Source organism: Actinacidiphila sp. bgisy167 (genome assembly GCF_057707665.1).
In genome coordinates, this window is the sequence record NZ_JBYIQP010000239.1 from 1 (window position 1) to 551 (window position 551).

Here is a 551-nt window from a genome sequence, read left to right on the forward strand (position 1 = left end):
CGCCGCCAGCAGACGGTACGCATTGACCATCACCACCGGGTCGTTGTGCTTCACCGAGATCTTGATGTCCCGGAAGCCGTGCTCCTCGAACAGCGAGCACTCCCACAGCGCCGACTCCACCAGCGCCTCGGGCGTGGCCTTGCCGTACTTCTCCAGCAGCCGCTTGTCCAGCGACCCCGCGTTCACCCCGATCCGGATCGGCACCCCCGCGTCCGAGGCCGCCTTGGCGATCTCCTTGACCTTGTCGTCGAACTGCCGGATGTTGCCCGGGTTCACCCGCACCGCCGCACAGCCCGCGTCGATCGCCGCGAACACGTACTTCGGCTGGAAGTGGATGTCCGCGATCACCGGGATCTGCGACTTCCGCGCGATCGTGGCCAACGCGTCCGCATCGTCCTGCGACGGACAGGCGACCCGCACGATCTGGCAGCCCGACGCCGTCAGCTCCGCGATCTGCTGCAACGTCGCGCCGATGTCGGCCGTGACGGTGGTCGTCATGGACTGGACGGAGACCGGGGCGTCCCCGCCCACCGCCACCGACCCGACCTGGA

General features: G+C 68.4%; 1 protein-coding gene. It reads right to left on the reverse strand.

Annotated elements, in window-relative coordinates; translation table 11 throughout:
• A partial coding sequence (locus AC3ET4_RS30970) for a flavodoxin-dependent (E)-4-hydroxy-3-methylbut-2-enyl-diphosphate synthase (RefSeq protein WP_431955316.1) occupies positions 1–551 on the reverse strand: 551 nt, incomplete at both ends.